The following is a 7,870-nucleotide window of genomic DNA, read 5'->3' as shown; positions in this document are numbered from 1 at the left end:
AGCTTCGCGCCATGATGCCCTGGATCGCCAAGAACAAGCTGGTGGATCAGAGCCGCAACTGACGACCCGAAAGGACCCCACGCGCATGGTGCAGGACGGACAGGAACACAAGGTCGCCATCGTCACCGGCGCGGCACGCGGCATCGGCCTGGCCACGGCGCGCTGGTTCCTGGCCCGCCGCTGGCGCGTGGCCATCGTCGACAAGGACGCGCCCGCGCTGAACGCCGCGCGAGAGCAACTGGAATGGGAAGCGCCGGGCCTGTCCATCGCCCTGCCCTGCGACGTCTCCAACCCCGTGCAGGTGGAGGCCATGGTCGCCATGGTGGACACCGAATGGGAGCGCATCGACGCCCTGGTGAACAACGCGGGCGTGGCCGTCTTCAAGCCGCTGGTGCAGACCAGCTTCGACGAATGGCGCCAGGTGATGGCCACCAACCTCGACGGCCCCTTCCTCTGCAGCCAGGCCGTGGTGCCCGTGATGCGCAAGCGCGGCGGCGCCATCGTCAACATCGCCTCCATCTCGGGCCTGCGCGCCAGCACCCTGCGCGTGGCCTACGGCACCAGCAAGGCCGCGCTCATCCACTTCACCAAGCAGCAGGCGGTGGAACTCGCGGGCCTGGGCATCCGCAGCAACGCCATCGCCCCCGGCCCGGTGGAAACGGCCATGGCCAAGCAGGTGCACACACCCGAGATCCGCGCCGACTACCACGCGGCCGTGCCGCTGGCGCGCTACGGCTCCGAAGAAGAAATCGCCAACGGCATCGGCTTCCTGTGCTCGCCCGAGGCGAGCTACATCACCGGGCAGGTGCTGGCGGTGGATGGGGGTTTTGATGCGGCGGGGGTGGGCTTGCCGACGCTGAGAAGGGACTTCGGCGGCGTTTGATGAATGGCTAAAATGGCCAACGCCTCAAGGAGTCCACCATGCGCGTCACCGCCACCGAAGCCAAGAACCGCTTTGGCGCCCTCTGCGCCCAGGCCAAGCGCGAACCGGTGTTCGTGGAAAAGGCCGGCCAGATCGACACCGTGATCCTCTCGGCCGAACAGTACCAGGCCCTGCAGGCCAACCGCGACAAGACCACCCGCGCCGCACGCAAGAAGGCATTCGAAGCCCAGTTCGGCGACTGGATCGATGCGCAGAACGCCCGTGTCGAAGCGCTGGGCATTCCCGGGGCTGATCTGCGCCCATGGTGAAGGGCCCATGCCTCAGTACGACGTTTTCGCCAATCCGAGTCGTAGCGCAGCCGACGGCATTCCCTATGTGGTCGTGATTCAGAGCGACCTGCTCGACGCCCTGGCCACGCGGCTGACCATGCCGCTCGCGGCCTTGGATTCAGGCAGAAAAGTGCCAACAGCACTGTGCCCGGTCATCGTGGTCAAAGGCCGGCGCCTGCATGCGCTGGCGCACTACGCCGCCCCCCTGCCGGCCAAGGACTTGCGCCGACCGGTTGACAACGTGGCCACGCAGGCCAGCGCCCTGGTGTCCGCCATGGACGCCGTGCTGTCGGGCATCTAGATCGCACGGTCTCAGAATTCGACCACCCGCGCCCCACTGCACCGGCTCCAGCGCCACGCTCATGAAAACCCTCTACCAGGCCGCCAACGCCGTCGAAGCCCACATCCTGCAGGGCTACCTGCAGCAGGAGGGCCTGAGCGTGCAGGTGCTGGGGGGCTACCTGCAAGGAGGCATTGGCGAGCTGCCGGCGTCGGGCTTCGTGCGGCTGATGGTGGAGGACGATCAGTACGAGGCCGCGCGCGCGGCCATCGCGCGCTGGGAGGCCGCGCGGCCCGCCAGCGCGGACGACTGAGCGGCCAGCCCCCTCACTTCGGCAAGGCGTACGCGATCACCGAGTCCCCCGCCTTGGTGCCCAGCGAGCCGTGCCCGCCGGCCGCCACCACCACGTACTGCCGGCCGTCGCGGCCGAGGTAGCTGATGGGCGTGGCCTGGCCGCCCGCGGGCAAGCGGCTTTGCCACAGCGTCTCGCCGGTGTCCAGGTCGTAGGCGCGCAGGTAGTAGTCCAGCGTGCCCGACAGGAAAGCCACCCCGCCCTGCGTGATGAGCGGCCCGCCCAGGCTGGGCACGCCCATCTTGAACGGCAGGGGCACCGGCGCCAGATCGCGCACCGTGCCGTTGCGATGCTGCCAGACGACCTCGCCGCTGACGAGGTCCACCCCCGCCACGTAGCCCCACGGCGGGGCCTGGCAGGGAATGCCCAGCGGCGAGGTGAAGGCCGCCAGCTTCACCGCGAAGGGCGCGCCGAAGTTCTCGTTGAGCGCGGGCAGGTCGTCTTCGGGCCGGTTCTCGCCCTGCACCATCAGCGTGGTGTCGTCCGGCCGGGGCACCAGCTTCGAGGTGAAGGCCAGGTAGGCCGGCGTGGTGAAGGCCACCTGGCGCACCGGGTCCACCGCGATGCTGCCCCAGTTGAAGACACCGAAGTTGCCCGGGTAGACCAGCGTGCCCTCGGTGCTGGGCGGCGTGTAGCGGCCCTCATAACGCAGCCGCTTCAGGGCGATGCGGCAGCCCAGTTGGTCGAAGGGCGTGGCGCCCCACATGGACGCGCCGGTCAGGGGCTCGGGGTCGAAGGAAATCGCCGACACCGGCTGCGTGGGTGCGGTGCGGTCTCCCTCGGCCGCGCCCTGCGGCACCGGCACCTCGCGCACGGGGTGCACCGGCTTGCCCGTGCGGCGGTCGAGCACGTACAGCTCGCCCTGCTTGGTGGGCTGCACCAGCGCGGGCACGCTGGCGCCTTGAATGTTCAGGTCCACCAGCGTGGGCTGCGAGGGCACGTCGTAGTCCCACAGGTCGTGGTGCACCGTCTGGAACACCCAGCGCAACTGGCCCGTGGCCAGCTCCAGCGCCACCACCGACGAGCCCACGCGCTCGACCTCGGCGTTGCGCCGCCCGCCCCACTGGTCCGGCGGCGGGTTGCCCAGCGGCAGGTAGACCAGGCCCAGCGCCTCGTCCACGCTCATGATGGACCACACATTGGGCGAACTGGCCGAGTACGTCTGCCCCGGCTGCAGGGGCGCGTTGTCGTCGGGGTGCGCCGGGTCCCAGGCCCACAGCAGCTCGCCGGTGCGCACGTCGTAGCCGCGCACCACGCCCGAGGGTTCGCGGACGGACACGTTGTCCAGCACCGTGCCGCCCACCACCAGCACGCGCTGCGTGGCCACCACGGGCGAGGTGGAGTAGTAGCCGCCCAGGCGCACGTTGGGCATGCCGCGCCACAGGTTGATCTGCCCCGTGCCCCCACCGAAGCGGCGGCACACCGCGCCGCTGCGCGGGTCCAGCGCGATCACACGGCCGTCGGCCGTGGGCATGTACAGCATGGCGGGGCAGTCGTCCGTGGCGGGGCTGTCCTGCGCGGCGACGGGCAGGTCCGGCGCGTCGAGCGCCGGTGCCGCGGGCGCCTCGCCGCCGGCCGCGGGCGCCTGGCCCGGCGTGTCGGGTGCCGCGCTCTCGGGCGCCGAGGCGCCCTGACCCGACCAGTACGACAGCCCCCGGCAGGTGAGGTGCTGCAGCGCCAGTCCCGAGCGGATCTTCGGGTCGAAGCGCCACAGCTCCTCGCCCGTCGTCGCGTCCAGGGCGATGACGTTCTGGTGCGGCGTGCAAATGAAGAGGTGATCGCCCACCTTCAGCGGCGTCACCTCGAAAGTGGTTTCCTCGGGGTCGCCGGGCCGGCCGCGCATGTCCCCCGTGTGGAAGTGCCAGGCCTCCTGCAACTGCCCCACGTTGTCGGGCGTGATCTGCGCCAGCGGCGCGTAACGCTGGCCGTGGCCGGTGCGGCCATAGGCGTGCCACTCGCCCGCCGGCACCCCGTTGCCTTGCGCGAGCGAGCCGCGGGGCCCGGGGAGTTGGCCCTCGGTGGCGAACGGGTCAACCATCCAGGACGCCACCGCCACGCCGAAGTACAGCACCAGCACCCCCGCCAGCGCGCCGCGCCCGCCGCGCCAGCCCATGGACGGTACCGTGCCGCTGCGCGGTGGGTCGTGGCTCAGGCGCCGCGCCACGGCGGGCAGCAACAGCAGCAAGCCCAGCACGAAGAACACGTCACCTCGCGCGGCCAGACCCCACCAGGCCAGGCCCACCTCCCACAACGACCACAGCAGCGTGGCCAGCACGAAGGCCGCGTACACCCACAGCGCCATGGGCTGCGCCTGCACCAGCAACAGCGCCACGAAGCCCAGCGCGGCGCCCGACAGCACGTAATACGGCGTGCCGCCCAGCATCAACAACCAGGCGCCGCCCGCGAACAGCACCAGCGCGACCAGGGCCAAGAGCACCACGATGAACAGGCTGAGCCAGTGCTGCCTCAGCGGCGGGGGTGGCGGTGCGGGCAGGTGGGGTGGCGCAGCGGTGGGCGTGGTGGGCATGGCGGTCTCCCGAAAAGGGAAATCGCGGCAAGGCGTGTTCCCGGCCCCGCGCGGGCGCGGCGATTGCCGTCTCCGGAGCCCGCTTGCGCCCCCGTCTGCCTTACCTTACAGTAAGGCGCCTTGTCGGAGCGCGCCAATGACCACTGCAACCATCACGTCAAAAGGACAGATCACCATCCCCGCCGATGTGCGGCATGCACTTGCCGTTGAGGCCGGGGACCGGGTGGAGTTTGTTCAGATCGAACCCGGCCAATACCTGTTCGTCGCTGCCAATCGTTCGGTGACGGAATTGAAAGGCATGTTCGGAAAGCCCAGGAAGCGCGTTTCCATCGATGACATGAATTCGGCCATTGCCGCACGGGGGGCCTCGGCACGATGATCGGCTTGGACACCAACGTGATCGTCCGCTACATCATGCAAGACGACCCCAAGCAGGCGGCCAGGGCGACGAGCCTCATCGAGGGCCTATCGGCCGAAGCGCCAGGCTTCATTGCCCTGGTTTCAGTGGTTGAACTGGTGTGGGTGCTGTCGTCGTGCTACGAACTGAGCCGCGCGCAGGTGTCTCAGGCACTTGAGGTCATCCTTCGATCCAAACAGCTCGTCGTGGACCGGGCCGAACATGTCGTGCGCGCGCTGCGCGCCTACAGCTCGGGAAGCGCGGACTTTGCCGACTGCCTGATCGAGCGCATTGCGGCATCGGCCGGTTGCACGCAAACGATGACCTTTGACACGGCAGCCGCGAAAACCGCAGGGATGACGCTGCTTCGCTGAGGCCGGGCGACGCCCACGAGGAAACTCGGATTTCCCTCTCAAGCGGATGCGCACTCCATGCAAGGGCGCATCCCAACCCTTTCGGCGAAGGGGATGCGAATTCTCAGAACCCAGCGGACAGGCTTGATGTCACCGATGGCGGCGGTGATTCAATGTTGATGGTTTGGCGCGCTTGTCCACCCTCGGTGGGCTCAGTGGCTTGAGACTGGCAGTTCAATTGTGTCGACAGCGTCGACACAATTCACGCATCAGTGATGCGACTTTCTCCGGCTGGGGGGAAAGGCTTGGGCGAACTGCACCATGCGCCGCCGGTCTTGGTCGCGAATTCGCGCCCAAATTCTTCAGCCAGGTGCCTGAGCATCACTGTTCCCCAGCAGCCGTTGCTTCAAGGCCATACACCGCCAGCCAAGGCGTGCGCTGTTGCACGCGTCGTACACCAAACCGCTGAATCCTTGCCACTGACGCCACGCGAGCGCGCACCAACCCGCCAAGCCGCGTTAGCCTTGCCCCCGATATCCACGAGGGGGTAGAGACATGAAGTGGAACCGCACCAGAAGGGCTTCAGCCCTCATGGCCGCCGGGGCGTTGGCACTGCTCACCGGCTGCGCCACCAACACCATGACCGGCCGCACGCAGATGAGCCTCATCAGCGACGAGGCCGTCAGCAAGCAAAGCCTCTCCTACTACAGCGCCATGGTGGGCGACTACCGCAAGAAGGAGAAGGTGATCGACGCCGGCCCGGTGAAGGAGCGCGTGGAGCGCATCACCAACCGGCTCATCGCCCAGGCCGTGCTGTACCGCCCCGCCGCCGCGCAGTGGGACTGGCGCGTCACCGTCATCGACGACCCCGAGACCGTCAACGCCTTCTGCATGCCCGGTGGCCTCATGGGCATCTACACCGGCTTCATGGAGAAGCTGAACGCCAGCGACGACGAGATTGCGCAGGTGATGGGCCACGAGATCGGGCATGCGCTGGCCGGGCACGGGGCCGAGAAGATGTCGCTGCAATTGACGAGCAACCTGGTGGTGATGGTCTTGTCGGCCGCCACGGCGCAGAACGCCCGCGACATGCAGGGCACCCACGCGGCGCTGAGCGTGGGCGCGCTGGCATTCGTCAACCGCCCCAACGACCGCCTGACCGAACACGAGGCCGACCGCATCGGCATCGAGCTGGCCGCGCGCGCCGGCTACGACCCGGCCGCCGCCGTGACGCTGTGGGACAAGATGGGCAAGCTCAGCGGCAACCAGCGCGCGCACTTCCTGTCCACGCACCCTTCCAGCGAGCAGCGGGCGCAAACGCTGAACGACATGCAGGAGCCGATGCGCAAGTTTCAGACGCGCGCGCTGGAGGCGCAGGCCGGGCAGGCGCCGCGCCAGGGCCATGCCAACCACCATGGGCACGGCCATGAGCACGACTGGCTGAACGCACCGAAAGCCAGCCGGCCCGTCATCGACGAGTCCAAGGCCATCGCGCTCTATTCGCCGCGATGGGAGGACTTCGAGATGGGGCGCATCGAACTCAAGGGCAGCAACACGCCGGGGTTCGTGATGAAGCAGCGGGCGCTGAAGGAGATGCACGACCAGGCGCGCTGGCGGGATCTGGCGTCAACGGTGATGGACCTGGATCACCGGTTGGATTTGAGCTACCACTACCTGGGGGTGGCGGCGAAGGGGATGGGGTTTGAGGGGGCGGGGAGGCGGTACTTGGAGAGGGCGAGGCAGCTGGGTGAGGACAAGACGACTTCCTGTGTGAAGAGTTTTATGATTTCCTGTTGAGGCAGCATACACAATTGAAGCCAGCCAACCAGGACGATTGTGTTCGCATCAGCCGGACAGCCGCCGTGTATTGGACGCCGTTATCTGTATTAACGCGCAGGAGTGCGCGCTATGCTTCGCGCGTGTGCAATCGGTCGTACGGCTCACGAGCCGATGAACTCGGGTCAATTCGCGGCGCGGCGCTCAAGAAATCGAATAGACATATTAGGATGGCCTATGAAGCTACGTTTCGATGGAGTCATTTCTGAGGATGGAGGATTTGCAGACATCTGGCTTGCATATGACGCTACGGAACGCAAAGTAGCCGTGAAGATCGTACGTGAGTCGAGCGTTGAAATCTCCGACGCCCTAGCGCATGCGAGGGCGCTCGTGAGAGCTGCGCACAAGAACATTGTCACTGTATTTGCCGTTACAGACGTAGAAGATCCGGGAAGGCCAGGCACATACGCACCGGCAATCATTATGGAGTATCTGTCTGGGGAGACGCTCTATGATGCAATGTTAAGCAGAAAATTTTCTGACATGGAAGTGCTGAAAATTAGCATCGGATTAATCGATGCCGTGCGCCACATTCATAAGTCTGGACTGGTTCATGGGGATCTGCACGAGAAAAATATTATGCTCGTTGCTGGCGAGGTGAAGGTCATTGACCTTCTCTATCGATACTCTCTGTTATCCGTTGACTCAGCAAAGAACGCGGAGCTCCAACGGAGAGAAGTTGACTCAGTATCTCGACTGATCGCAGAGCTAGCAACGAAATCATCGCTCGATCCTTCTCTCATCGCTACCTTTATGCGAAATGAACAGAAGAGCCAGAGTCTCGACATGCTGGCCAGTGCAGTTTGGCAGCTATGCGGGGCCCCGATCGTGGCTCCCTCACTGACCTCACTGAGCCTGTCAGTAATTTTGTGTGCGAGGCATAGCATGACGATCAGGAGCATCTATGCCAAGC

9 protein-coding genes are annotated in these 7,870 nt (G+C 66.4%); 8 read left to right on the top strand and 1 reads right to left on the bottom strand.

Features of this window, described 5'->3' with window-relative positions; genetic code table 11:
• The first annotated feature begins 85 nt into the window (after positions 1-85).
• The 4 genes from GTO19_RS03060 to GTO19_RS03045 all read left to right on the top strand — a co-directional run bounded on the left by GTO19_RS03060 (position 86) and on the right by GTO19_RS03045 (position 1,805).
• Entirely contained in the window at positions 86-883 is a 798-nt protein-coding gene (locus GTO19_RS03060; protein ID WP_291018432.1) for an SDR family NAD(P)-dependent oxidoreductase, read from the top strand.
• Between the two features lie 38 nt (positions 884-921).
• Positions 922-1,191 (top strand): type II toxin-antitoxin system Phd/YefM family antitoxin, encoded by a 270-nt coding sequence (locus GTO19_RS03055; RefSeq protein WP_291018430.1) that lies wholly within the window; start codon positions 922-924, stop codon positions 1,189-1,191.
• Between the two features lie 7 nt (positions 1,192-1,198).
• A complete protein-coding gene (locus tag GTO19_RS03050) occupies positions 1,199-1,513 on the top strand; it encodes a CcdB family protein (protein ID WP_291018428.1) in 315 nt (104 codons plus the stop codon).
• Between the two features lie 61 nt (positions 1,514-1,574).
• Complete coding sequence (locus GTO19_RS03045) at positions 1,575-1,805, top strand: DUF2007 domain-containing protein (protein ID WP_291018425.1); 231 nt, start codon at positions 1,575-1,577, stop codon at positions 1,803-1,805.
• A 13-nt stretch (positions 1,806-1,818) separates the two neighbouring features.
• On the opposite strand, the gene GTO19_RS03040 is transcribed toward GTO19_RS03045, so the two are convergent.
• Positions 1,819-4,371, bottom strand: a complete 2,553-nt coding sequence (locus GTO19_RS03040; protein WP_291018422.1) for a membrane-bound PQQ-dependent dehydrogenase, glucose/quinate/shikimate family — start codon at positions 4,369-4,371, stop codon at positions 1,819-1,821.
• 136 nt (positions 4,372-4,507) lie between these two features.
• On the opposite strand from GTO19_RS03040, the gene GTO19_RS03035 reads away from it, so the two are divergent.
• The 4 genes from GTO19_RS03035 to GTO19_RS03020 all read left to right on the top strand — a co-directional run.
• Positions 4,508-4,750 (top strand): AbrB/MazE/SpoVT family DNA-binding domain-containing protein, encoded by a 243-nt coding sequence (locus GTO19_RS03035; RefSeq protein ID WP_291018420.1) that lies wholly within the window; start codon positions 4,508-4,510, stop codon positions 4,748-4,750.
• Positions 4,747-5,142 carry a PIN domain-containing protein gene (locus tag GTO19_RS03030; RefSeq protein ID WP_291018418.1) on the top strand — a complete coding sequence of 132 codons (396 nt, stop codon included), beginning with the start codon at positions 4,747-4,749 and terminating at the stop codon, positions 5,140-5,142. Before GTO19_RS03035 ends, GTO19_RS03030 begins: the two co-directional genes overlap by 4 nt.
• A gap of 534 nt (positions 5,143-5,676) precedes the next feature.
• Complete coding sequence (locus GTO19_RS03025) at positions 5,677-6,918, top strand: M48 family metallopeptidase (protein WP_291018416.1); 1,242 nt, start codon at positions 5,677-5,679, stop codon at positions 6,916-6,918.
• 216 nt (positions 6,919-7,134) lie between these two features.
• Positions 7,135-7,870, top strand: a 736-nt coding sequence (locus GTO19_RS03020; protein WP_291018414.1) for a protein kinase, incomplete at its 3' end; no start/stop codon positions are given.

Origin of the sequence: Hydrogenophaga sp., from assembly GCF_011772445.1 — a bacterium.
Taxonomy (GTDB): Bacteria; Pseudomonadota; Gammaproteobacteria; order Burkholderiales; family Burkholderiaceae_C; genus Hydrogenophaga.
The sequence above is the reverse complement of the archived record's forward strand: the minus strand, read 5'-3'. Positions and strand labels throughout refer to the sequence as shown.